This window comes from Pantoea sp. Cr_R13, assembly GCF_029222565.1.
GTDB lineage: Bacteria > Pseudomonadota > Gammaproteobacteria > Enterobacterales > Enterobacteriaceae > Pantoea > Pantoea eucalypti.
In genome coordinates, this window is sequence record NZ_JARHXL010000001.1 from 75,353 (window position 1) to 100,362 (window position 25,010).

General features: G+C 48.8%; 19 protein-coding genes. 6 read left to right on the forward strand and 13 right to left on the reverse strand.

The window, feature by feature from the left end:
* Window positions 1–28: 28 nt before the first annotated feature.
* From P2R09_RS00330 to P2R09_RS00345, 4 genes are all read right to left on the reverse strand, one after another.
* Window positions 29–1,564, reverse strand: coding sequence for a carbohydrate porin (locus P2R09_RS00330; RefSeq protein ID WP_275765891.1), 1,536 nt, complete (start codon window positions 1,562–1,564; stop codon window positions 29–31).
* A 157-nt stretch (window positions 1,565–1,721) separates the two neighbouring features.
* The gene (locus tag P2R09_RS00335; protein ID WP_275765894.1) at window positions 1,722–2,648 is read right to left on the reverse strand and encodes an aminoimidazole riboside kinase; all 927 of its coding nucleotides are present in this window, start codon (window positions 2,646–2,648) and stop codon (window positions 1,722–1,724) included.
* 217 nt (window positions 2,649–2,865) lie between these two features.
* Window positions 2,866–3,837, reverse strand: a complete 972-nt coding sequence (locus P2R09_RS00340) for a ParB family protein (RefSeq protein ID WP_275765897.1) — start codon at window positions 3,835–3,837, stop codon at window positions 2,866–2,868.
* A complete protein-coding gene (locus P2R09_RS00345; protein ID WP_275765900.1) occupies window positions 3,834–5,036 on the reverse strand; it encodes an AAA family ATPase in 1,203 nt (400 codons plus the stop codon). Before P2R09_RS00345 ends, P2R09_RS00340 begins: the two co-directional genes overlap by 4 nt.
* A 1,988-nt stretch (window positions 5,037–7,024) precedes the next feature.
* Here P2R09_RS00345 and P2R09_RS00350 point away from each other — a divergent pair.
* Window positions 7,025–8,098, forward strand: a complete 1,074-nt coding sequence (locus P2R09_RS00350; RefSeq protein ID WP_275765903.1) for a RepB family plasmid replication initiator protein — start codon at window positions 7,025–7,027, stop codon at window positions 8,096–8,098.
* A 1,329-nt stretch (window positions 8,099–9,427) separates the two neighbouring features.
* On the opposite strand, the gene P2R09_RS00355 is transcribed toward P2R09_RS00350, so the two are convergent.
* From P2R09_RS00355 to P2R09_RS00370, 4 genes are all read right to left on the reverse strand, one after another.
* Window positions 9,428–10,615 (reverse strand): diguanylate phosphodiesterase, encoded by a 1,188-nt coding sequence (locus P2R09_RS00355; protein ID WP_275765906.1) that lies wholly within the window; start codon window positions 10,613–10,615, stop codon window positions 9,428–9,430.
* A 249-nt stretch (window positions 10,616–10,864) separates the two neighbouring features.
* On the reverse strand, window positions 10,865–11,071 hold the full coding sequence (locus P2R09_RS00360; protein WP_275765909.1) for a YdgH/BhsA/McbA-like domain containing protein: 207 nt from the start codon (window positions 11,069–11,071) through the stop codon (window positions 10,865–10,867).
* Between the two features lie 193 nt (window positions 11,072–11,264).
* A complete protein-coding gene (locus P2R09_RS00365) occupies window positions 11,265–13,049 on the reverse strand; it encodes a GGDEF domain-containing phosphodiesterase (RefSeq protein WP_275765911.1) in 1,785 nt (594 codons plus the stop codon).
* A 540-nt stretch (window positions 13,050–13,589) separates the two neighbouring features.
* Window positions 13,590–13,790, reverse strand: coding sequence for a DUF3606 domain-containing protein (locus tag P2R09_RS00370; RefSeq protein WP_275765914.1), 201 nt, complete (start codon window positions 13,788–13,790; stop codon window positions 13,590–13,592).
* Window positions 13,791–14,157: 367 nt separating this feature from the next.
* On the opposite strand from P2R09_RS00370, the gene P2R09_RS00375 reads away from it, so the two are divergent.
* Both P2R09_RS00375 and P2R09_RS00380 read left to right on the forward strand, forming a co-directional pair.
* Window positions 14,158–14,397 carry a hypothetical protein gene (locus tag P2R09_RS00375; protein WP_008926786.1) on the forward strand — a complete coding sequence of 80 codons (240 nt, stop codon included), beginning with the start codon at window positions 14,158–14,160 and terminating at the stop codon, window positions 14,395–14,397.
* Between the two features lie 174 nt (window positions 14,398–14,571).
* On the forward strand, window positions 14,572–15,060 hold the full coding sequence (locus P2R09_RS00380) for an Hsp20 family protein (RefSeq protein ID WP_275766042.1): 489 nt from the start codon (window positions 14,572–14,574) through the stop codon (window positions 15,058–15,060).
* 72 nt (window positions 15,061–15,132) lie between these two features.
* Here P2R09_RS00380 and P2R09_RS00385 read toward each other — a convergent pair whose 3' ends face one another.
* From P2R09_RS00385 to P2R09_RS00395, 3 genes are all read right to left on the reverse strand, one after another.
* On the reverse strand, window positions 15,133–15,897 hold the full coding sequence (locus P2R09_RS00385; RefSeq protein ID WP_275765921.1) for a MerR family transcriptional regulator: 765 nt from the start codon (window positions 15,895–15,897) through the stop codon (window positions 15,133–15,135).
* Window positions 15,898–16,096: 199 nt separating this feature from the next.
* The gene (locus P2R09_RS00390) at window positions 16,097–16,306 is read right to left on the reverse strand and encodes a CsbD family protein (RefSeq protein WP_003850662.1); all 210 of its coding nucleotides are present in this window, start codon (window positions 16,304–16,306) and stop codon (window positions 16,097–16,099) included.
* Between the two features lie 174 nt (window positions 16,307–16,480).
* On the reverse strand, window positions 16,481–17,698 hold the full coding sequence (locus tag P2R09_RS00395; RefSeq protein ID WP_275765926.1) for a diguanylate phosphodiesterase: 1,218 nt from the start codon (window positions 17,696–17,698) through the stop codon (window positions 16,481–16,483).
* Window positions 17,699–18,653: 955 nt separating this feature from the next.
* Here P2R09_RS00395 and P2R09_RS00400 point away from each other — a divergent pair.
* Window positions 18,654–18,887, forward strand: coding sequence for a DNA polymerase V subunit (locus P2R09_RS00400; protein ID WP_275765929.1), 234 nt, complete (start codon window positions 18,654–18,656; stop codon window positions 18,885–18,887).
* 82 nt (window positions 18,888–18,969) lie between these two features.
* On the opposite strand, the gene P2R09_RS00405 is transcribed toward P2R09_RS00400, so the two are convergent.
* The gene (locus P2R09_RS00405; protein ID WP_275765932.1) at window positions 18,970–19,386 is read right to left on the reverse strand and encodes a hypothetical protein; all 417 of its coding nucleotides are present in this window, start codon (window positions 19,384–19,386) and stop codon (window positions 18,970–18,972) included.
* A 535-nt stretch (window positions 19,387–19,921) separates the two neighbouring features.
* On the opposite strand from P2R09_RS00405, the gene P2R09_RS00410 reads away from it, so the two are divergent.
* Together P2R09_RS00410 and P2R09_RS00415 are read left to right on the forward strand one after the other, a co-directional pair.
* Window positions 19,922–21,580, forward strand: coding sequence for a methyl-accepting chemotaxis protein (locus P2R09_RS00410; RefSeq protein ID WP_275765935.1), 1,659 nt, complete (start codon window positions 19,922–19,924; stop codon window positions 21,578–21,580).
* A 592-nt stretch (window positions 21,581–22,172) separates the two neighbouring features.
* Window positions 22,173–24,098: a methyl-accepting chemotaxis protein gene (locus P2R09_RS00415; RefSeq protein WP_275765938.1), complete on the forward strand. Its 1,926-nt coding sequence runs from the start codon at window positions 22,173–22,175 to the stop codon at window positions 24,096–24,098.
* Window positions 24,099–24,157: 59 nt separating this feature from the next.
* Here P2R09_RS00415 and P2R09_RS00420 read toward each other — a convergent pair whose 3' ends face one another.
* Window positions 24,158–24,958, reverse strand: coding sequence for an MBL fold metallo-hydrolase (locus P2R09_RS00420; protein WP_275765943.1), 801 nt, complete (start codon window positions 24,956–24,958; stop codon window positions 24,158–24,160).
* Window positions 24,959–25,010: the final 52 nt, after the last annotated feature.

A 25,010-nucleotide genomic window follows, 5' to 3' on the forward strand; every position in this document is an offset into this window, starting at 1 on the left:
TGAGGCCCCGGTCTCCGGGGCCATCCGGTCAGAACCAGGTTTCCATTTGTACACCGAAGTTCCATTCGCCACCGGCATCAAAGCCCTTGCTGCCGAACGCGTCGTCACTGGCATAGTTATCGAGCCGATGATCCCAGTTCATCCAGGTTGCAAACAGACGAATTTCCGGACGCTTAAGGAAGTCACCGACATCACCGGCTTTCAGGGTTGGCGCAATAGTGAGTTTGGTAAAGCTGCCGCTGACCGCGTTACGGTTGTTGTAACCTTCCGGACGCAGATCCATGTACTGATAAGAGCCTTCATACTGCATCTCAAAATTCTGGGTGATTTCCTGAATCAGACGCAGGTTAACTGTCGCCCAATCATAGCTGTCACCTTTGACGTACCGATCGTCACTGCGCTGTGCCAGTACGGCAGGCGCAATGTGCCAGCCACCGCCCAGCGGGGTGATGCCGTAACTCGCCAGCCGCCAGGTGTTCGCTTCTGGCAACAGTGCGCCGTCAGACCCAATTGACTTCACCTCTGCGCCCAGGCCATGGCCATAGAGCAGTGCCGTTTTGGATGTGCCCTCTGTCAGCCCATAGAAGCTGTCGTTATGCAGGCCCAGCAACGCATGTACGCCGGTTTCGGCCGCATCGCCTTTGACTCTGAGTCCGTCGATATCACGGCGATCGTCGTTATCTTTCGCCCGCATACCACTGAGCATCATCTGCACCGGGCCGACAAAGTTATTCAGCGTCAGTATGTAGTTCTGCGCCGTATTTTCATTGTTTTCGATGTCGCCAAAGGTACGACCGTACAGCGAAATGTTGCTACGCGTCTGATCGCTCCACTTCATGTCGTAAATGCCGGCACCGGTACCTGCAAGAAACACAACATCAGAGTCGATCCAATGGATATCAAAGTTATCACGGTCAAAACGCTTACCGGCCCACACGGTGGAGTTATCAAACGCACCGCTGAAAGTAGGAAGTTGCCCAAGCTCGACAAATGCCTGACGCAGGTTGAGATCGCTGCTGGATGCTGTCCAGTCGTTGTAAGTGCGCTGCCCGTCAGCCAGCATGGCTTTGAAACGGGTGGTAGCACCATTATCCAGCGTCTGCTTATGTTCGAGGTTGAGCTCAACGTACGTATCCGGCTCATTACCGAGACGTCCAACGTGACCGCCGGTTTCGCCAGCAGGAGTGAGTGTCGGGCCACCCTGCGTTTTAGTGGCTGAGCTGTTCATCAGCAATCCGGAACGGGCGTAACCGTGGAACTCAAAGCCACCTTCATCGGCAGATTTTTGTTCCAGCTTCGCGGTGCGCTGAGCAACCTCGGCGGTGGAAGTCTGGGTCTGCTGCTGTATGGCTGCCAACTGTTGAGCCTGCTTCTCAGCCACCTGTGCCTGCTTTTCGGCGACCTGGGCGCGGGTTTCAGCAACATTCGCTCGATGCTCGGCTGCCTGAAGTCGTCGCTCCATCGCCGCAAGGCGTGCCTCAATGCTGCTCATGCTGGAATCGGCCCAGACTGATGTAGAAAAGAATATTAAAGAGAGGGCGACTGCTAACGTGCTTTTTTTCATTTTTTTATTCCCTGAGGAGAGGCTATCATCACCGGCATTTTTGCTAAACCGGTTTAGGCGCAAATCATAGCCACGGGTAATTTCCCTCTGCAATGAAAATAGCTAAACCGGTTTAGTGATTGTGAGATAGCTCCCAAAACAGGGGCGTCAGGAACGATTAGCCGGCCAGATTGTCCAGTTGGTGGAGCCAGGGAAGCGCTGTCATGGCACCTTTCGCGGTGGTTGCCAGGGCGCCACAACGTTGTGCTGTAGCAAGACAAATGGACAGCTTTGATTCATCGGCAGGCAGACCTGACGTCGCCAGAACCCAGAGTAATCCTGCCACGAAGGCATCACCTGCACCCGTGGTGTCGACGCTGTCCACGGGCGTCGTCGCATGGTGAGTTATCTCGCCCTTATAGCAGGCGATCACCCCTTCCCTGCCCCGCGTCACCAGTAATAAGCGAATACCGAATCGTTTGGCCAGCTGCGGCATGCTGACAGCTGGTTCCTGTCCCGGACAGAGGAAATCCAGTTCCTCGTCTGAGAATTTAACCACGTCGGTATGACTGAGCGCCTCGTTCACCACAGCATGCAGCAGTGCCGGATCGGACCAGAGGTCTTCACGCAGATTTAAATCAAAGCTGACATGGCCGCCTGCAGCACGAATGTGCTTCATGGCGGTAAGCGTGGCGGTGCGTGATGGCTCAGCTGCTAAGGCGATCGAACAGCAGTGCAACCATTCACCGCGCTGGAACTCAGGCAGGTCCGACGGTTCAAGAAACAGATCGGCGCTTGGGCGCACCATAAAGGTAAAAGAGCGTTCGCCCTGCTCATCCAGCCCGATTACCACCGTTGACGTGCGGTGCTGTGAATCAGCGATCATGTAGCGAGTATCAACGTTCTCCTCTCTGAGCGTCTGCCGCATAAATTCACCAAAAGGATCAGCGCCAACCCGGCCAATAAAAGCACTGTTTCCCTGCAGACGTGCAATGCCAACGGCGACATTAGCCGGTGCTCCACCCGGACACTGCATCAGATGGCCCGGCTTTTCGGGTAGCAAATCGACCACGGCATCCCCGAGACACCATACGCGAACAGACATAGACAACTCCTGTGATTGGATTTAAAAGCTAAACCGTTTTAGCTATAGCGTTAAACTGTACCAGGATCAAGCGTAATACTGCTGAAATGAGGCGCGTCGTACAGAACATTTCTTCAGGCGAAGAGGAAAATGCGGATAAGGCAGGTCTGCATGTCGGTGGATAGCAGATAAAAAAACCGGCGCAGTGGCCGGTTTCGGAGGCGATAAATGGTGACGATTAATTCAATGTAGAAAGAATCTTTCTTATTGATGCGTCAATTTGCTCAGCGATCTCTTTTGGCAGACGACTGAATTCATATTGCACGGTCCGCTTCTCATCATTGGTTTTGCGTCGTGCATAGGTATTAGCCGTGGTAAATGTTGCCAGTTTCTCCGTCACAGTTTTGCTGACGGGCGCCGGTTTCTTTAACTGACGACGCGCGCTTTTGAAGCCATTCAGGATAGCGCTCTTCTTATCATCCGGGTTGGTGATTCGCAGGAGATCATCTTCATGCAGCTTTTGCTTAATCTCGCTGACCAGCGCAGAGACCTCAACCGCTTCCGCTTTAGCCTCCTCCCAGACATCAAGCAGCAACTGGTAATCCTGAAGCGTCAGCTCAGAGACGACCGGGAAGAGTCCAATGAACTCAGCAGGCACAGCTGCTGCCTGGAACGCACGAGTGACCTTGGCATTAGAGATACCTTCTGCTTTGGCAATCTCGGATTTGCTCATGCCATTTTCGTTCATCAGCATAAAGCGTAACCCTAATTCGCGCAGGTTATGCTCTTTAGCGGTCTGTATATCAGCGGCCAGTTGACGCGCATCACTGATGCTCAGTTCATCAGCGGTGACCAGTACCTCCAGGCTTGCCCCCGAAAGAATACATGCAGCGCGGCGGCGTGAACCATCCATGATCTCAATCTGATCACCGTTGATGCGACCAATCGCCGGGAAAAACTGCTGCAACGTAATGGTACGGGTGATCTCCTGCAGCGATTCCGGTGTCAGTGTGCTCTGGTCACGACCGTTGATTTGGGGATCAACCGTTGTTCTGGTCTCAATATCATCATGCAGGATGAGCTGGCGAACAAAAGTTGCCTTCGCACCCGATTTCAGCGTAAAGGTGCGTGACTGACTGCTACTGTCGATCATGTTCGCGATAGCTGAATCACCAAATTTCCGGCCAATGCGCTGTATAGGTTTGCTCACAAGGTGCTCCTGATATATTCGATGCGGTCAAACACAGCCCTGGAGAACTGTTCGGCTTCATATTTAGCTTTGCGCAAAGCGTCCGCACTGCCTGGATAAGATGAGGGATTGGCACTAATGACGGTATCAAAGGATTCACCGCAGCGTTCAAATCCGTCCAGTCTTGGCAGGCTGCAGTCCAGCATTGATTTGGTAAACACTTCACGAGCATAACTTTGAGAGGTCAGGTGATCGTGTTTTGACGTCATTTTCGACATAAAGCCAATATTCGCTTTAAGACGCGGCTCAATGCCTTCTGACTCAATACGTTCCAGCATTTCTGGCAGGCGAGTCAGATACTTCATCGTTGAATGGAAATCGACCTGTGCCGGCGGCGTCGGTGTCAGCAGCACGTCACTGGCCGCAATAGCATTCAACATGAACGAATCAAGGTGAGGACCGGTATCGAGAAAGATGAAATCATAATCACCGGCCAGACGATCAATCACGTTGCGGCGCAATACTTCGGACGGTGCAACGCCTGGCAGATGTTCAGCAACCAACTCTTCCCAGTCACTGGCAACGAAACCATCGTCTATTGAGGCGGGGATCACATCCACTCCCGGCATGACAGTTGGCTTAATAAACTGTTCGCGAAGCTGCTCGGCATCCAGGTCGTTCAGCATGGCCTGCGCTGCGGTCTCAAGAACGGAGCCTACACTATTAGTGTGACTCAGGAACATTGTGCTTGATGCTTGTGGATCCAGGTCAATAACCAGAATGCGCAGGTCATTATGCAACATAGAAGGATGAGCGCGCATACCGTGGGCCAGTGTGACAGTACTGACTGTTTTAGAAACACCGCCCTTGAGACTTACAACAAAGACGACGAAGGGGCCATCATGGCGATCGCGATATTTTGGGACTTTACGGTGCTCATAGATGTCGACAACGTTCTGAATGGTCAGTGCGTATTGCGAGGTACTGCCGGTTTGTTTCTTACCAAACTGATAACCTGCTTCTTCCATATCACCAATGGCAGCAACAACAGCGTGCTTACTCAGTAATGGCATATTGGCGACGGCATTACGTGAGAAAGTCTGGTAAAAACCGGTCTGATTGAACTCCTGACGTTGTTGTTCAATGTGGCTACTCAGTCCATGTAACATGGAATTGGCTCTGGTCGCCATTTCCAGCACTCCACCATAATCGCGCTTCATAAGCCCCTCTGCTTTACTGTTTTTTGCATACTACACAAAAAGGCTAAACCTGCCAATTTTTTAGAAAAATGACAAAAACCTGGATTTTTTATTATCGACATTAAGATGACGATGAGATGGATGGGAGAGTTATGAAGAGGGTGGGTTAAATTTACGGTTTCTCTCGCTGAAACGAATGAATTCGATGTTTCAGGATTACCTCTTTAAAGAGGCTTAAGGGCGTTTCCAACTGTCTTTTCACCTCTTTGTATTACAGCATACCATTCTGTTTATTGTGCAATGAGCTATAAATTTCATATGTTTTCCATGGTATTTTCAGCATGAAAATTTAAATAAATATCTTATAAATCATCAACATAAAAGAGAAATTGAATGGTGAGAAAATACGCTGCAACATGTTGTAGATAAGCTCGCACTTTGATTTTAGTTTTTTTATCATTGCTTCAACTTCTTAATTTTATCAACAGTACTTGCAAGTAAGGTGAGTCGACTAAGGGTGGTGCCATTTCAATTTCCATCGCTTAGATGTGAAATTTTTACTCTCCTTAAATCATCATGTGTGATGATTTTTTCATACTCTGGATTGCCAGGCTTCACTGAAGCTTTAGGGTATTTTAAATCTGACAAACACTCTGTTACTTACTCAGGCTTCGTTTGAACAACATATCCAGTCGTTATGCCGGTTGATGAATTTTGTGAATTCACTGATCTTCCCGTATCCGTTTCAGACCGGGGCAGGGCTCATACTTATAAAGCAGGCATCAAATCTTAACCGAACATTTTGACGATTTAGTGATTACCGATATATATCATCGTCGTTTCAATATTGTATTCAACTCCGTTACCTATCTCTCAGTTTCTCTTTCTGAGGAGAACCTTCACTTACTCAAAAACGAGGCAGCACAACATTTCTTCCATATCTGACAATCTTCGACTTTTAAAAATATGAGTTTCCGGTTGCTTTTAGTAGTTTAAATTTCTGTTCAGCTCCTTTTTGAACGCTGCTGTAAACCAGACTTAGCTTTCTCAGTTAGTCAACATAAGATATTGAATCAGAAAATTATAAGGGGAATTTGGTTATGGTATTTTCATCATGAAAAAATTATAATAATTCCTTATTTATCATAATTTTAGGTGATTTTCTTTAGGGTGGTAACTCTTTAGAGCATGGACAGTACGACAAATGCTCCATCTGCATCAAATCCCTATTTAAAATGTGGTTATCAGGGTTTCTTTCACGGTCTTGCTGCTTATGCTCTTTTCAAAGGGCTTACATGTTAAATCCTCTGCTAAACCAAACCTGACGGCTGATTACAATCCAATGCCTGTCTTAAACATCAGATCCATCTGGCATGCTGCTTCTGCCATGTTTTCTCTGTTTTATCCTCATTATTCACAGGCCAGATCCAATTGGTCGATCCTTAATAGATCAAATTGAGATCCTAAACAGATCCCCAAAACGTCTGAGGGCTTGTGGCACAAGGCTTTGAAGGGTGTCAGTAACCACTATAGCGAGAAGAATAACCACTATAGCGAGTGAAATAACCACTGTAGCGAGGAAAGCAACCGCGCTGGCGAGTACTGAACAACCACTGTAGCGAGTAAATGACTTTTTATTGTGTGTATAACCCTTTTGAGAGGGCATTACTGTCGCTTCACTGACCCTGTGCGATGAGAGCGAGTGCTGCATGTCGAGGGCAGGGCAAATTATCCGTTCTGTTAACCTCTTTTTACCGGGTTATCCACTGAATAGATCCAATAACAGATCCTCATAAGATCCTAATAAGTTCCCTAAAGATCCCCAACGCGCTCCAGGCCTCGGTACGCCTGAGTTGAAGTAAGGTAACTAACCACTATAGCGAGTAGAACAACCACTGTATCGAGAGAAATAACCACTATGGTGAGTAGATTAACCGCTGTAGTGAGTGATAGTATCCACTGTATCGAGTAACAGCGGCTTTCGCCTGTTCACATCACGGATCTTCCTAATGCCAAGAAAAGAACCAGATATCCTGAACATAGCCGATGCGTTTAGCGAAACAGACAAACGCACAGGTGAAGTTGTTACTCTTACCCCTAACAGTAACAACACTGTGCAGCCGGTAGCGCTGATGCGACTCGGCTTATTTGTTCCGACGCTCAAATCTACGGCGCGCAGTCAGAAAAATCAGATGAATGCCATGGATGTGACACAGGATCTTAAGCAGTTATCCCTGGTCAGGTCAGAAGGCTATGACAACATTAAGATTCTGGGTGCCCGGTTGGATATGGATAATGATTTTAAAACCTGGGTCGGGATCATTCGTGCATTCGCCACGCATGAGTGTCTGGGAGACACTGTAACGCTCTCTTTCGTTGAATTCGCAAAACTCTGTGGCATACCTTCGGTACGACTCTCCTCGAAGCTCAGGAGCCGCCTGGACGCGTCCTTGACGCGTATCGCATCGAATACCCTGACCTTTACCAGTAAAGGCGGAGAAAACTACACGACGCATCTGGTGCAGTCGGCTAAATACAGCATCAAGAAAGATACGGTAACGCTGCAGGCTGACCCCAAAATCTTTGAGTTGTATCAGTTCGACAGAAAGGTTTTGCTGCAGCTGAAAGCTATCAATGAGCTGGCCCGCAAAGAATCCGCTCAGGCACTCTACACCTTCATTGAAAGCCTTCCTCCTAAGCCTGCCCCGATATCAATGGCGCGTCTGCGTGCCAGACTAAACCTGACGTCACGCGTGATTACTCAGAATGCGACTGTCAGAAAGGCCATGGAGCAGTTAAAAGAGATTGGTTATCTTGATTACACCGAAACACGGCGGGGCTCGTCAGTCTACTTTTGGGTGCATTATCGTCATCCTAAGCTGCGTCCGGCCGAACTGCCACTCAGCAACTCTGATCTGATCGATGATGAGATCGACGACTTCGACGATCTTGAACTAGACCCCGGCGTAATTGATGTCAGCTTGCCTGAACCGATGATCGAAGAAGAGAACAGTGAACTGGTCATGGTGTCTCGTGAGGAAAAAGAATTACTCAACAAAATCAGAAAGCAGAAGAAGCTGTGACAGATTCGCTGTGTCGCTCTCGCCATTTTGCAGGGATAGGCTTCTTTAAAAGTCGGTAACCACTGTAGCGAGTACTGCTACTCGCTACAGTGGTTAGTGAACAGTGATTAACAACAGATATCTTGTCTTACTAGCGTCGCTGCCAGCACCCTCACTTGTCATTTACTCTTTTTCTGAATTGAGTCTGGTGCTTTTCATGCTCGCTACAGTGGTTACTCACTGTGTAGGGATCTGTCTGTTAAAGCCAGATAACCAAAAAATGGCCTGTTATTCACTCGCTACAGTGGTTACTACGTCTGCTTCAGGCCTGAGATCGCTGGGTTAGAGTGACCAGATGCGCTACCGGGATAAAATTTAAGTTTTTATGTTACTCGCTACAGTGGTTAGTCCCTCCTGATTTCTGCTTAATCTTCTGATTTCCCTCTTCGATGCGCTCAGGCTTTACTCGCTATAATGGTTATCAGGCTAATTTTTCGTAAAAACGGCCAGTTAATGCTCAGATAACAACGAGCAATAATGAAATGTTCTCGCTACAGTGGTTGTTAATTGGGAGCAGAATTGTTTAGCTTACTCTCCATAGTGGTTGTTATTGTCGGGGACTTTTGTGCCTGGCAATGGATCCCTAATTAAAGTGAGTGTTTACTATCATTTAAAGCCTCTCTAGATAAGGTTTTTGCTAAAAGATTCAATTACACCTATCCCAAAATTGTTACTCGTTACAGCCGTTAATGAAGATACCCACCATTAGAATTTCGCTGACAAAATGCTTTATCGCATCCTTAAAAGCTCTTCTGTAAGGCCGCAGACTGCGACAATTGATGCAATCAAGGGTTAACTTTCATTATTGTGAAGGGGATTCGTCTTTTACTCTCTACAGTGGTTAGGGCATGACTGACGTGAACTGGTGCTGTTGAGGTGTGTCTGACGCCAGAGTGGTTGAATTGCCCTGTATGCTTTTTACATTTACTCGCTATAGTGGTTTCCGAAAATCTGCATGTGGCTTGTCTACTCGCTACAGTGGTTAGCTGATGGATTTTGATACGAAATCAGGATCTGCTATCGCTGATTTCTCAACGCAGGCGTTAAAAGGGGAGCTTTTCTCACTACAGTGGTTGCTCTGAGATCTTAGCGAGAATGAATAGTGAGACCAGAGATTTACCAACATTTGCAGTAAGAAGTTGCCGTTTTTCCCGATATCACAACACGGAGGGGAGTGGGGGAGGGCATGTTCAGAGGGAGGAGGTTAAAGCGCTGAATGACTCTCTTAAGGACAGTTATCAAAGCGGCCGCACCCGGGCGCACCGCTTGATACTGTTCAGGCAGCTTGCCCTATATCGCTTCCCGATATTCGGGCCAGGCGACAGACTGGGCTTCGTAGCGGCCTGCAGCAGCGAACAGCGTGCCCTGGAAATTAATCACACCTGCGGCCTCCAGCCACATCCACTCTTCAGCCTGTACGATCCCTGCGGCAATCACATTGATCTCCAGTGCTGAACAGCATTTTATGATCGCCTGCACGACTGCCTGCTTTGGCCCACTGCGATGGACGTCACGAGTGATACCAGCATCTATGCGAATGCGGTCGGGCTGAATGTGAGTCAGTAATGATAATCCTGCGGAACCGTCACCAAAATTGTCGATGGACAGACTAATTCCAGCCGCTTTTAGCGTGCGTACTGCCTCAGAGAAATCATCCAGCTGCGAGATAACTGCGGTTTCACTCACGCCGATAACGACCTGCTCAGGAACCAGTCCCGCCTGATGAATGGCGGTTACAATCTGCTCAACAGCCTGAGGTATCACCACCAGTGTCATCGGTAACAGGCTGACGTAAAGCGTCATACCGTCCGGGCAGACCAGTCCTGCATGGGCAAATGTCGCTTTAACGGTTTCCAGATCGTTTGCATAAAGCTGGTCCCCAGTTGAGTCATCAGCATGCGCAGGCCTCAGTGTGGTTGCTTCAATGGCCGTGACCTGACGAGCCAGGGGATCAACCACTGGACGGAAACTGACGCCTTCTGTCTCGGGACGGGAGTCAGGTACATCATTGTGTTCGGAAATAAACTCCCAGTAACCTGGCGGGAGAACTTCGTAGTAATTCTCTTTTTCACGTGACTCTACGAACGTGCGCAGGAATTGCAGTGCCCGATCATCATAGGTCAGGCGATATTTTGACGTCCCTTTATCCAGCACAGCCTGTAGCAGTGATGAGCGATCGTGTTCACGCAGGTCAAAGAGCGCCATACCTGCGTTACCAAAGCGGCGGTAAGGTGCATAATCGCGCATCAGCTCGACTACATTATGGTGTCGCCGATCGGCGCAAATTCGCTGATAGACAGCCTGAATGCCAGCTTCCGGCCCTTCAAGCAGCTGAAAAAAATGGGTACCATTAAATAATAAAATGCCGGTCACGTCGTGAGCCGTGTTTATTCTGTTGGCGTTGTCGACCATCGCGGGAATGGCTCTGATCGGAAAATCATCAGAAATATGGCTGCGATAAATTATGGTAGTTAGCAAGTGCAGCTCCGCTTTATATGAATGTTGTGGACACGCTAACATTGTTCAATAAATGTTTCATCACAACTTATTCAGTGTCGCACAGACTGCACCAGAGCAGATGGCAGTAAGCGTAACGGCAAATTGATGGAGCGACTTCAATAATGCTGACGGTATCAAAGAGACGGATACTGAACAGACGACTGCATGCCTGCTACTTAATAAAAAAGGCCGCCATATGGCAGCCTCGTCGTAATAACCTGATAAACGTTATTTAATCAGCTCAGCAGAGATGTAAGCACGGTTATCAACGCGTGCGCCGGTAATTTTATAAGATGCGCCAGCATCTTTGGCCTGCGCCGCGACTTTCGCTTCAGCAGCATCCAATGTCGAAGCAGTAGCGGTAACACTCTCTGCAAAACTACCAAAAGAAACCAGTAGCGCGGTAAAAGCAACGAAATTTTTGATGGTTTTCATGGTCAATATCCTCGGTATTTTCATTCAGAGAGAGGCTTTTTGCCTCCATGGAATGAATCATAGGCAAGATCATGCCGGACTAAAATAGCTAATATTTGCTGAAATTATTCAAATATTTTGAATGAATGTGAGGGTGTTTGAGAGGACCAGATGTGCGAAACGCGATCTGATATCAGATCGCGTTCAGGTCAGTTTAATGACACTCGCCACGTAGCTTCCAATGAAGCCAGTGATCGAGAGCTTCTTCGCGTAGCGGCTTTGAATAGAAATACCCCTGAGCCTGATCGCAACCATACTCAGTCAGGGATGACACCGCGTCCGGACACTCTACCCCTTCAGCTACCACGGTATAATCCAGCTCTTTGAGCATCGCGATAATGCTACGGGCAATGATGCGTGAAGCGGTATCTGAGGACAGTTCACTGATCAGGGAGCGATCCAGCTTAATCACATCCAGCGGCATACGGCGCAGATAACTGATGTTACTGTAGCCGGCGCCAAAATCATCGAGTGAAATTTTGAATCCTCGTTCCCTTAGCATCTCCAGCCCGCGCAGAGCGGTGGGGCTTTCGAGAATACGTTCGGTCTCCAGACATTCGATGCCCAGCAGAGAGGTCGGAAGTTTAAATTTCAGCATCTTGCTTTCCAGCGCTGAAGCGAATCCCTCACGCGCAAAGTCGCGCACACTAACGTTTATGGTCAAGGGCAACTGGATACAGTTATTACGCAGCCTGCTGAGACGTTCGACCGCTTGATCGATAATCCAGAGGGTCAACACAGAGAGTAGATCGGTCTGTTCAGCCAGCGGGATAAATGCAGCGGGTGAGAGCTCTCCCCGGCTGGGATGTTGCCAGCGGATAAGTGCTTCCAGACCCACCGGTTTACCACTTTGCAGACAAATTTTCGGCTGATAGACCATGTAAAGCCCGGTATTTTCACGTAACGCCTTTTTAAGATCGGTCATCAGCATGAAATCTTCTGAACGCTGGGTTTCCGATGCAATATTAAAGCACTGAGAAGGCAGCCCACGGCCAACAGCTTCATTCAATGCACTAACCGCGCGACGTAATATTTCTGATGCTGGCAGATGACCGGCAACAAATCCCGTTTCACCAGTATGGGGAGTCAGTGCGACCGACAGACCTTCATCCATGTCTGCGCTGATACCCTCCAGACGACCGGCTACCCAGGCAGCACTGAGCCGGCTGTCCGCTCGCGTCAGGATAGCAAACCGGCCCGTTGCGACTGTATAGATCATCTCGCCAACTGCCGGGCGCAGGCGCAGCGGCAACAGGGTAGCCATATCTTTTAGCAGACTTTCGACCGGTGTCATTCCCATGGTTCGGGCCAGTTCGTAAGCGCGTGACATATCAATGCAGTCAATCAGAACCAGACGGCGTGGCGTCGTATCGCCAGCCAGGGCCAGATACTGCAAATCCCGTATCAGGCGTTGACGATTGGGCAGTCCGGTCACCGGATCGGTAAAACCCGCCGAGTGCCATGCTTCCAGGAATGACATCACCAGTGTGGAGAGCAACGTCAATATCGTCACTTGCTCACTGGCAAATGCCTGTGGCTGGGTGTCGGTAACACAGAGTGTGCCCAGAATCATACCGTCGCGGGTTTTCAGTGGCACACCGGCATAAAAGCGAATAAAGGGCGAGCCGGTAATCAGAGGATGGGTGACAAAACGCGCGTCATGATACGTATCAGGCACAATAACTGCACTGTCACTGTCAACCACGTGGCGGCAGAGTGAATCTGCGCGGGTTGAGCGTTGCAGATCAAAATTGTGTGATGCCCGTACTGTTTGAAATTCATCATCCAGCACCGAGATAAAGCTGCCCGGGATACCCAGGGCCTGACTGGCTAGCCGGACAAACTTCCGCAGAACCTCGTCGCGGCTTTCATCTGGGGCGCGCAGAGCCTGTAAAGCGCGGCTTCGGCGCTCGTTGTCGCCGTCTGGATTGTTAAGCATGTGTGTAGAACCCCCGCACCGGCTGATTACAGTGCGAAAAAAAGAAAACTGTCCGGAACGAAATGTGATTCGGGCGGCAGGAAATAGAGTGTGATTTTTATTTTCAACTTAATGATAAGGGACTATGCACTGGGTGTCTCTTAATATTTTCTTTAACGCATTAAAAGCGTGTTTACGATTTGAAAATTTAATCGAAGAGGCAGAAGCCTATTTGAACCTCTTCATTTTATAAATAAAAAGTAATTTTAAGAAGGGCTAATGTTTATCTGCCATTATGCGATGAATAAGCATTCAGGATGGTTAATATTATTTAAAAGGCAATTTTACACCGAAGCAGAACGTTTACATGCAGAGCAATGGCAACTTGCGGGTCGAAGGGCATGTAACCGCATAAAAACACTAAGCAAAAGCCTGTATGTGATCTTCAACGGCAGATGTGACCTGTCAGCATGACTCTGTCTGATGCAGGTCAATCCACCGCATGGCTGGCGGAAAACCAGCGCATCAGTCAGGATTTATTTAACTTTTAGCCCTCTGGGATTATCTTGGACGGCGTGGCGGCGGATTTTGCTCAAGCCAGTCCCGGACCTGTTCTGTCTGCGGCCCCCCCTCCCGGATAGCGCGCGTCAGCCTTTCCTGTGTTGTTCCTAATTCCTGGGTCCAGTAAGTGATTTGCCACTGTTCACGAATTTCCACCTGTGACAAATCGTCAGGCGAGCGACGCTGGATAGGATTTTTCATTTATTATCCTCCTCTGGTTTCAATGAAGCAGCCTGAACATAATTCTCAAGCTAAGCATCTATCCTGATGAAGAAAGGTGTAATGAGGTAGCGGATTAATCCCTGAATGGACCTTAAGGCAAATAACAGGATAATTCCTGGCGGGAAGAATAAAGCACTCTAACGAAATAGAAAAATCGCCGATGAGTTGAAGTATGCCGCTTCGCTTAAAAAATTTATGTCTGAATCTTAAGTCTGAAAATTTGACATTTATTCAAAATAGTCAATTATTCTCTGGTCTTGTCGTCCTCACCGCTTTCAGATCGCTTCGCTCAGTCAATCGCGAAGCGCTGTGCGTTTTCGTTTCATCGTGTTGAAGGAGTCTTTGTTTGGTTAACCGTCCCCCCCAGTCGCCTGTGGTTGTCCAGAGTAACGTGCGTGAACTTCGTCTTGCCGCCGGCCTGTCGCAGCAGAGTGCTGCTGAGCGTTTTGACCTTAGCCTGAGAGTCTGGCAAACCAAAGAAGCTGCAGGCAATCCAACGTTATTAAGTCAGGGCGAATATGAGTTGCTATTATTATTGGCTGGCCGCCATCCCCATTTCGTTCTTTCACCCCAGAGTAAGAAATAGACGCTGTGTTATCGCCCTTAGTGTTATTCCCTGCAATAACCGGCTGTATGATAACAATAAAAAATCCAGTTTCTGGCTTGAAAACAGACTGAACAACCCTATTTAGGAAGTTGACTGGAAGTGTGTTACCGGTCAGATGAACTTTTGGATGAACCTGTTCAGGAGATTATCACTATGTCAGTACAACACGTTTCTGTTTTCCCCTCCCTGTCTGATTCAGTTTTTTCAGACCGCTTTAATCGCATCGATAAGTTGTTTAGTCAGCTTACTGGCGACAGTCCGGTAAGCTCTGTTCCTGCTTATGATCTTAAGCATGTTGAGGAAAACCGCTATGCTTTGACCGTTAGCGTACCGGGCTGGAAAGAGCATGAACTGGAGATTGAGTTACGTGGCGATCGGCTTTCAGTCGCGGGGCACAGAGAACAAGCATCTCAGCACGCATCCGATGAGGCCGACAAAGAGAGTGGCCGCTGGATACATCGCGGCATTTCCCGGCACGATTTCCAGCTGAGCTTTTCTATTCCTGAGCATATAAAAGTGACTGAAGCCAGCCTGGCGGAAGGATTGCTCAATATCGATCTGCTCCATGAAATACCAGAGAGTGAGAAACCGCGACGTATCCCTATTGCAATCGGCGGTCAGCGTACGCTGGAACATCAATAATATGAACAGGGCGGAGACGGCAAAGGCTGTTTCCGCCTTTTAAGTGTCGACTGGTGAAAAAGGTGACGGTGCTCAGGCGCTGGCAAAGATAAGATTATTTTGCGACTGCAAATCGATGTTGGTGCCAGTCAGCATGATGGGTTTACCCGCTTCAAGACTGGCATTGAATGCCGCCTTCATTGAGGCACTAATACCATCACCACACCACATCAGATGATGTTCAAAACGGCGTTGTGCCACGGCGGGTTGACCAGAAGCGACTGCGGCCACTTCAACCCGAAAACCCTGTCCATTAAGCCGTATCGCCTCCATCCAGATCTCTGTTTCATCTGTGACGCTGACTGCTTCCAGGAACAAGGGAACCGTGCTGCGTCGACGGGCTGCCAGAGACAGGTGCTCCCATTGCGCGACAACAGCGGCATGAAAGCGTTGCAGACGCATATCCGCACCCTCACTCAGGTCAGCGCGCAGCCAGAGGTTAAGGGGGCGCAGGTAGCAATTAACGTAATCGTCACCACAGTAGTCGGTGTTCATCATTTGAAGTTCGCGATCGATATCAGCATCTGGATTATTGGCCAGCAACTGCAAAATGTCCTCTTCGCGACAAGCCCACCCGCCTGACAGTGCCACGTTGGGCCAGTTAAGTGCCGTATGGATATCGAACAACGTATGACCTCCTGACGTCATTTCACGCACACATAGCGCACGCGTGAGCTGATTATCTGAGTAGCCAGCAGGACCCGGTGGCGTGATTAGCCCGGCACGGCGCCAGCGACGCAGAGTTTCAGGAAGAACACCGACGAGGCCACATACGGTGTCGGTAGTGTGGTGAGGCATAGGTAATATCCGGACGATTTTGAGGTCCCATGTTCAGGGACGATAGTCGCAGTATGCGCTTCATCGGCAAATAAAGAAATAATCATTTCCATAATCGCCGCCCGCAAAAGGGCGCTGCTGACATTAAGTCGGATGAAGAAGGATTAAGGGAAACCAAAGCAGGTGCCGGGCGCTGTAACGCCCGGCGATTCAGAACGCATTACCAGTGATACTTATTGGAGTCTTCCCAGTCTTTCACTTCTTTTTCAGCACGATCTTTTTCGTAGCCATAGCGTTCCTGAATTTTACCGACCAGTTGATCACGCTTCCCTTCTACAACGGTCATATCATCATCCGTAAGATCACCCCATTTTTCCTTAACCTTACCTTTGAACTGCTTCCAGTTACCGCTGATGCGATCTTCGTTCATGGTGACTCTCCCAATTTCGGTTGTTATCCAGGGACATGATGAATATCTGTTTTGCCTGTTGGCTGCCAGATGAATAAAGCATGGCACAGCTTTTGCACTTTGCAGCGGGGAGGTGTGAGCCGGGTCAAACTCTGAGTAAAAGAGGAGAGAGAAACGGGACACTCTCATCTTTAGTCATTCCGTGCGGCGCGATGGCCAGCTTACTGCAGGCAGGGCATTCAGGGCCGGGCGGGCAAACAGAAATCCCTGGTAATAGCGAACGCCAGCGCCTTCCAGCCAGAGCCACTCTTCAATTTTTTCTACTCCCTCCGCGATGACCGTGATCTCCAGCGCCTGGCAGCATTTAAGAATGGCCAATACTATCGCCTGGCGAGGGCCGCTACAGTGAATATCGGTGATGAGTTTGCGATCAATTTTAACTTTGTCGGGCTGAAAATCGGCTAACAGTGACAGGCCTGCGAAACCGGCGCCAAAATCGTCCAGCGCCAGACTGATTCCGGCAGCTTTAAGCTGCTGTACGGCAGACTGAAACTCGTCAAAGCGCGAAATGATCTCATCTTCCGTCACCTCAATCACGACCTGCTCAGGTCGCAATCCTTGCTGAATGATTTGCTGGATAAGATGGTCTACCGCATGATCGATCACGACCAGCGACATGGGCAGGAGATTGACGGAGAGCGTCAGCTCCCGCAATCCCAGGTGTCTGGCCAGCTTGAAAGCGTAGGCTTTAGAGTGCAGATCGGCCTGGTATCGCTCGTTCTCCTGCAGTTGTGAAAAATAGTCGGCGGGTGGTGCGCCATGTGGGCCGCGTATCAGGGCTTCACAGGACACAATCTGACGATTTGTTGCATCAACAATTGGCTGGAGTGCAAATTCACAGCGTTGCCCGGAAGTCTGTTGCCCGGCGGGCTGAACGTATTGTTCAGGAGGTGTAGTCAGCGTCCAGAGACTGGCGGGATCGATCTCAATAAACGTCGCTTTATCACGTCCCTCGACGAAAGACCGAAGGAACTTTACTACCCGGTCTTGTTTGATGCGCTCATCACTCAGAGTCACTCGCTTAAGCAGGGCATCAACCACGGTATGCTGCTGATAGTCACGTAAATCAAACAGGGCCATACCGGCATTTCCAAAGCGACGTGCGGGCGCATAATCTCGCATCAGCTCAATCAGATTAAAGTGTCGATCATCCTGACAGATACGCTGGAAGACAGTCTGCACATTATCGACTTTTCCTTCCAGCACCTGAAAAAAGTACTGCCCATCATAGAGCAGGATTCCAGTGACCTCAGCCTCGGCATTTTTTATTCTGGCGCGCTCCACCAGCGCCAGTAATCTCTCTGGCGAAACAGAAGTCACAAGCTGGCTGCGATATATAAGGGTGGAGAGCATAAGCAAACTCATATGGCCAAACGTTACTGATTAACCATATCACAGAAAAATTGATGGCTAAGGGCACAACTGTAGCCATTATGACCTTTTGCTTACAGCATTAATCGGACTATCAACTCCTGGCGTGGTCAGGATTGTGAGGATTGGCGTATTGCATTGCTCAGCGGCGGGAAGGGGATAAAGGAATGAGTAAAATAAAAAGCCCCCGCAAAAGCGGGGGCGAATATCGGATATAGCGCATTATTATAACGTTACGACATCCCTGGTGAGGCGCCGGTCAAAACAATAGTGACTGATTATTACGCGTTTTTTGTTCTCCTTACCATGGTGATTTGGCGAGCTTTTTTAGCAGATAAGAGTTGTTCTTTAGATATTCCATTAAAAATACCTTTAAATTCAAACAACTGTTTTTAAGTGTTGATAATTTAAGCCCGGCTGATGAATCATCAGGTTACAAATGCACCGTTTTTCCAGACAGCGCATTAACATAGTCACCACATTTTCGCTAAGTACACGCATATTACCCGTCAGCATAAACTCGCGAATGTCGTCATCTGTGTTATCTGAAAAAGTGCCCCCTGTAAAAGGGGGCAAGGGTAGGAGTCAAATCACTCTGTAAAAGAAGTGGATTTCATTACAGAGCCATTTAAAGATAGGGCAAAACCAACTTTTATGCCGCTGTGTTTAACAGTTTTTTTATTTAGATATCAAATCATTAAAATGCTACTTATGGTACTTGCTTTTTTTATCAATGACTTAATCTGATGTGAAAACGATTTCTAAGATTAGGATTAAAGTCCCCTCAAGCCTGCCGCTTCTGCTAAAAGTGGCCGGAACAGTGACGTCTCACAGTGTCTTAACCGGGCTTTTTACGAAGACTTGACCGCATCAAAAACAAATTGTACTGTTTGCATATACAGTTATTTTGGGCCTGAGCCAGAGCGGGGTAAATGTGATGTCGCAGGATGATGAGGTCTGGACTGCATTCAGGGAGGCGATAAGGCAGGATGATGTCGGTCAGTGCACAGTGAGCACCCGGGATTTTGTCGCTGAACTTGAACAGCGAAATGCCTCTTGCACATTTCGCGCCGCGAACACCTGGATTGAAATGCATATCACCACTTTCAGCGATATTTCGATTGAGGATGGTGATTGTCGGCTGTTTCAGGTGCCCGCGGCGCGCAATTAAAACGTGCCGCAGAATCGTTATACACAACAGACAAGAGAGCGTTTAAGCCTGCCCGCGTTAACGCTTGCAGGCTGAATAAACATCAGAGCCTTGACGTGTTGTGGCGCAAATCTGACCGATCCTGAAACTTAGGATTGGCGGAATAACTTTTGTCGCACGCCATGCGAGCCAGATTCAAAGCAACTTTGCGTTTTTTAAGCTTTAACTTCGGTAACCACTCTTTGAACTGGGCTGTCAGTGACGCAGCCTGCTGCTCGCTGGCGACACGGCAGATAAACAGCTTGCTTTTAGTCTGACGGCTGACGTCAATGGCGTAGATTTCAACGCCAGCGCTGCAAAAGTCATATTCAACATCCGTAAACTGCATGTGTGGCCAAAGACCCGTTCTGGTTTCAAATGTGGCTAAATCCATGATCACTACCTTTTTTATTTTAAGCGATATTGCTATCCGACAGACTAAAGCCTGGTCGGGCCAGTGAGCATAGACCAGAATCAGCATTCCGCCAGTCATTTCACTGATTTAATCTGGGCCTGCCACGAATGGCTAAAATCCTATGCCTTCTCCTTCAAGCCTCTGGACGGTCAACAACACATCCATCAGTGCCACTGATAATTAGCAGAGGCTGTGATTTTGGTTCTCAATCTTTACTTAGCATTACATTCCCTTTATTTACTGGGCCTGTAGCAAAATTTCTCTGGGATTGCCTTGCTTCCGACAGATAATTATTGTCAGTCAGGCTGTTGAATTAGCTCGCTAATCATCAGGTTTAAATGAATGGCTGATACGCATCAAAGATGACCTTCCTGCATTCAAATAACACCATTCTGAAAAAGGGGAAGTTATGTTAATACGACTAAATGTAAAAAATTATGTCCCGGTGGTAAGCATCATTTTGACAGGTAGTGCATTCTCTGAGATTCGCCAGAACAATTAAAAAAATATATTTACGCTAATCAATTAAAGCACTGCTGATAAGAGCCGATAAGAACGATCCAGCTTTCGCTATATTCAAATTACTCTTTTTGGGGCTCGTATGACTATTACACAGCGTCTCGTACTGATTTTTTCACTGCTGGCAATGTCACTGATTGCGCTGGTTATTATCTCATTGTCTGTGATCACGGGTTTTCAGTCGCGTTTTGAATATGTCCAGGTCAACGCGATACCCAGCATTCGTGATATTAATAAATCAATCAGCGCCACCAATCAGTTAGGTATTGCGCTTTATCGCCACCATAGCAGCAGTGATGAGACAAAATTCTCTGAGGCAGAAACGCGCATTGAAAATCTGCTTTCGCAGATTAAATCACTCAACGATTATTATATGGCGAATGACATCTCGAACGATGAAGATAAAGAGCTGACGCAGCAGGCCTATAAAAATCTGGATGCTGTTCGCAGCGCATTGCCGGCGTTTCTTGCCGCGTCACGTGCCCATAATGATGCTGTTACGCTGCCGTTATTACAGAGTGACAACGGAATCGGTGCCGCAGCCCGTAAAATGGAAGCAGATTTTACCCGCCAGATTCAGTTAAACATCGATATTGGCGAAAAACTCAGAGCGGAGAACAAGCAGGTTTATCGGCAGACGCTGTGGATGATGTCTGGCGGATCTGTGCTATTGATTCTGATACTGGCCATTTTTTCTGCGAAGGTGATTCTTGGCATCAAAAAGAGTCTCTCAGGTATGGTTAACACCATGACACAGGTCAGTCATACGCTTGACCTGACACACACCGCAGAGGTCCGTAGCAAGGATGAGATTGGCAAAACGGCCCTGGCATTCAATCAACTACTGGCTCGCGTTTCCGGCGCGCTGCTGTCAGTCAATCATGCGGCGCAATCGGTCAGTGCCGGCTCAACGCAGATTGCGGCAGGTAACGAAGATCTTTCTGCGCGTACCGAAGAACAGGCGGCTTCACTGGAGCAGACAGCTGCCAGCATGGCGACACTGAGCGAAACGGTGCGGCAGAACTCAGAAGGTGCGCACCAGGCCAGCAGTCTGGCGAATAACGCCAATACCATGTCAATCCAGAACGGGGCGGCGGTGAAGCAGATGCTCAGCACCATGGATGAAATCCGCGGCAGTTCCGCCAAAATTTCTGAAATTACCGGACTGATTGAAGGCATTGCATTCCAGACCAATATCCTGGCACTGAATGCGGCTGTTGAAGCCGCGCGTGCCGGTGAGCATGGCCGCGGCTTCGCCGTTGTCGCCTCTGAAGTGCGTAATCTGGCACAACGCTCCTCTTCGGCAGCCCGTGAAATTAAAGATCTTATCTCTACCTCGGTTTCACAGGTTGAGCACGGTTTAGAGCAGGCAGGCAATGTTGGGTCTAACAGTGAAAATGTTCGTCAGGCAATTCAGCAGGTGGCCGATTTGGTCAATGAGATTGCAGCGGCCACCTCTGAGCAGAGCAAAGGCATTGAGCAGGTTCATCAGGCGATTGGTCAGATGGATGAAGTGACGCAACAGAACGCCTCGCTGGTGGAAGAGGCCTCATCTGCCTCTAAGTCGCTGCAGGAGCAGGCAGAGACGCTGTCAGGGCTGGTGTCTACCTTCACGCTTGAGAGCCGTCACCGCGAAGTGCAGCCGCAGCAGGCCGCAGCTTTGCGTCGTCCCGTTTCAGAGACAAAACAGCCTGAGCGCCAGCCTATCGACCTGACTAAGGCGAACTGGGAAAGTTTTTAACCGTTCAGCCGTAACAGAAGGGCCCCCACAGCGTTGGGGGCTTTTTTATTATTCATCTGCGGTAATAAAATGATTCGCGAATAAACTATTTGAAATCGTTTTCATTATTGCCATTGAGATAACTCTTTGGGGTTATGAAGGCGCGTTTATATTTTCACAAAATTTATCCCCACACAGTATTCTGTAATGATAATTAATCCGATATGCGCAAAATGTCTGTCATTGATGACGTCTGGTTTGGCTTAAATTTCTTTTCTTAAAAAAAATGCTCAAGTCAGGCTTACTGCTTTGTAAGGTAAGTTCGCTGTGTTTTTTCTATCACAATGATAAATATGACTATTTTTAAGTTTAGCTTAAGGTAATCTTGCAATAAATATCGTCTTTATTTTCACTGAAAAAGAGTTGAACGCAATCTATACTCCTTTCTGTCGCGATATACATTTTCTGACTTTATATGAATACCTTTTCTTCATAGCAACATTGCGCTGCATGAGACGCCTCTGGCTATGTAAAAGAAAAAGTAAAAATAATAATAAACAACCTATTTTGTGCACTACTCACCTGCACGCCCCACACATCAGAGCGAAAAAGAATGAAGAGATTACTCGACCGTATTAACCTTCCAGCGAAATTCCTGCTTCTGGGATCCTTTGCGCTGGTGCTGTTTATTTTACCCACCTTTCTTTTTATTCAGACGGGTAATCAGCTCATTGATACAAAACAAATTGAACTATCCGGCATACCGGTAGAGAAAAAAGTCCTCAAACTTCTCAACCTGCTGCAGCGCCACCGTGCAGAGAGCGCTATCGCCATCTCTCTTAACAAAGCTGATAACGCACCTCGTCTGGAACTGGTTACGCAAATCAATACATTATCCCGGACGATTACGGAGGATCTGCGTAAAGATGATGAGCAGGCACAGCCACTGAAATCGCTGCAGCGTGTAAATCAGGAGTGGGATCAACTCCAGGGCGATATTAATAGTGGCAAACTGACTCTGGCAACGAGCCTGACACGTCATGCTCACTTGATTCAGGGTTTGCTGGATATGAATCAGGATGTGCTGGATTTTTATCAGCTGTCCCTGGATGCGGACTTAAATACTTATCAGTTGATCGTCAGTATCTATAGCCGTCTGCCACTGCTGACTGAAACTCTGGGTCAGATTCGCGCCAATGGAACCTCGCTTATTGCGAGCGGAAATATCTCTGATGCCGATCGCAGCCGACTGGCGTTCCAGATTGATAATGGCAGAACGGCCCTGGCGCAGTTCAGCAGTAATATGAACAAAGTATTTTCCATTGAGCCAGATTTAAAAACCACTTTCTCTGGTCTGGCACAGGATGCAAATCAGCAGGCTCAAAGTGCGCTGCAACTGGCTGATGGGATATTTGTGAGCGGGCATGCCAGCGTCTCACCGGTTGAATATGTTCGGGTGTTTACTCAGGCGATCAACCGCTATTCTGAGCTGGGTAATCAGTCCAGTACCCGTTTGCAACAAATGATGGATGAACAAATTGATACCAAGCGAAAGTCTCAATATGTGCTGCTGGCAGGTCTGCTGGCCGTGGCGCTGCTGGCCATCTTAGTCGCTGTAATGATTACGCGCTCTGTTACCCGTCCTGTTAAAGAAGCGGTGGAAGTCGCCAGTCGTGTTGCAGCGGGTGATTTAACGGCAGCACTGATCGTTTCCGGCAGCAATGAAATGGCTGAGTTGCTGAATGCGTTGATGCGGATGCAGCAGCGTCTTGCTCAGCTGGTTTCCGATATCAAAGGTAACGCGGCCACTATCGCCAACTCTTCAGAAGAGATTGCACGGGGCAATGGTGACCTTTCGTCACGCACTGAACAGCAGGCTGCCTCGCTGGCTGAAACGGCTGCCAGTATGGAACAACTGGCGGCAATCATTCAGCAGAATGCGGATAATACGCGCTTTGCCTCTGACCGCGCGGAGTCGGCCACGCAGGCGGCGCTGTTAAGCGGTGCAGCGATGGATTCCGTGATGCAGACGATGCATAAAATTCGCGGCAGCTCCGGTCAGATTGAGGAGATTACCTCAGTCATTGATAGCATCGCTTTCCAGACCAACATTCTGGCGCTGAATGCAGCGGTAGAGGCAGCACGTGCGGGTGAGCAGGGCAAAGGTTTTGCCGTTGTCGCGTCGGAAGTCCGTGCGCTGGCACAACGTTCAGCCAGTGCCGCGAAAGAGATCAAGGGCCTGATTGAACAGTCGGTGAATCATGCTCAGGAAGGGATCGCGATGGCACAGAATGCGGGTGACAAGGTTAAGCAGAGCGTCAGCGCTATTGAGCAGACCTCGCAGCTGATGCGCGAAATTTCTTCGTCATCGGAAGAGCAGAGCAGCGGTATCTCGCAGGTGAATATTGCGGTAAACCAGATGGATCAGGTGACGCAGCAGAACGCCGTGCTGGTTGAAGAGTCAGCTTCCTCTGCTGATGAACTCGCCGCACGAGCAGGGCAGTTGCGTACCATGGTCGCACTATTCCAGACCGCATAATTGTGTTAAAACAGCCGTCACCTGTGGGCGGCTGTTCTCTTCTCCGCGTTTATTGTCCGCTACGCCTGATGATCCTGCAGACAGGCCAGATACTTCTTACCCGACCGTATCACTTTCTCTTTTGCCTGCTGATGAATATCCTGACCTTCAAATGCGCCATAAAGCTGCCCGAATGTAACGTCAGAAAGCCGCCGCATGATGTCACTCACGGTCGCGGCTGACAGCGGCAGCATATTCGGGTAGCTCCACATAAAGGACACGCCATGCGCACCCGGCGTGACCTGAATAATATCACCCGCCAGTATCACGCCTTCGCCCTCATCCCAGTGCAATACGCTGCCGCCAGGAAAATGGCCGCCCAGCCGTAACAGCGTTACACCCGGCATCAGCGTCAGCGACTCACCCTGCCAGAGCTGGATATGCGGACTTTCCCGCACAATCCATTGCTGATCGTGGGCATGCAGATGAATGGGTGCGTTAAATGCCTCAGCCCACTCCTGCATGGTGGTGTAGTAGTGCGGATGTGAAATCGCGATAGCATCAATGCCACCCAACGCGGTGATCAGCGTGAAAGTCGCATCATCAAGATTAGCAATGCAGTCCCATAACACGTTGCCGTGGGGCGTACGCAGCAGGAAAGCGCGCTGGTTAATGGCAAACTCGGGCACGGTTTTAAGGCTTAACAGCGCATCGCTATGGGCTGTCCACTTATTGGCGTGGCTGGCACGCAGTTCATCAAACGCGATCCAGCGCTGACCCGCAGCCGGAACATACTGGCGTTCATCATCACAGATTTTACAGTGCTGATCAGGGGCAGCAGAGGGATAAGCGGTCCCACAGGCGGTACATAACATCGTCATCGTGATCTCCTTTGTTTCACTCAAGCTTATGCACACCTGCGAAAACCGCACT